Raw genomic sequence first — 321 nt, forward strand, 5'->3', positions numbered from 1 at the left:
TGGTGAGCCATGAAGGATTCGAACCTTCGACCCTCTGATTAAAAGTCAGATGCTCTACCAACTGAGCTAATGGCTCTTGCTGTGAATTCTATGAAGTCAAATCATGATGCTTTCGGACGATGAATCCCTTCGCTGTCTCCCCTGTTCCTTCCTCTACTAGCTAAGCTTCGAAGCTTGCTGTGTCGGAACAAATCGTAGTATTTCAAGAGGATTTGCTCGTCACTGAGCTAATGGCTCTTAAAATAATGGTGGAGGATGACGGGATCGAACCGCCGACCCCCTGCTTGTAAGGCAGGTGCTCTCCCAGCTGAGCTAATCCTC

The 321-nt window shown here is 48.3% G+C and carries 1 tRNA gene; it reads right to left on the bottom strand.

Features of this window, described 5'->3' with window-relative positions:
- Positions 1-76: transfer RNA gene (locus SAZ04_RS21775), tRNA-Lys, on the bottom strand.
- Positions 77-321 lie beyond the last annotated feature (245 nt).

Origin of the sequence: Halalkalibacter lacteus (assembly GCF_036663595.1) — a bacterium.
In the GTDB taxonomy this organism is placed as follows: Bacteria; Bacillota; Bacilli; order Bacillales; family Bacillaceae_D; genus Halalkalibacter; species Halalkalibacter lacteus.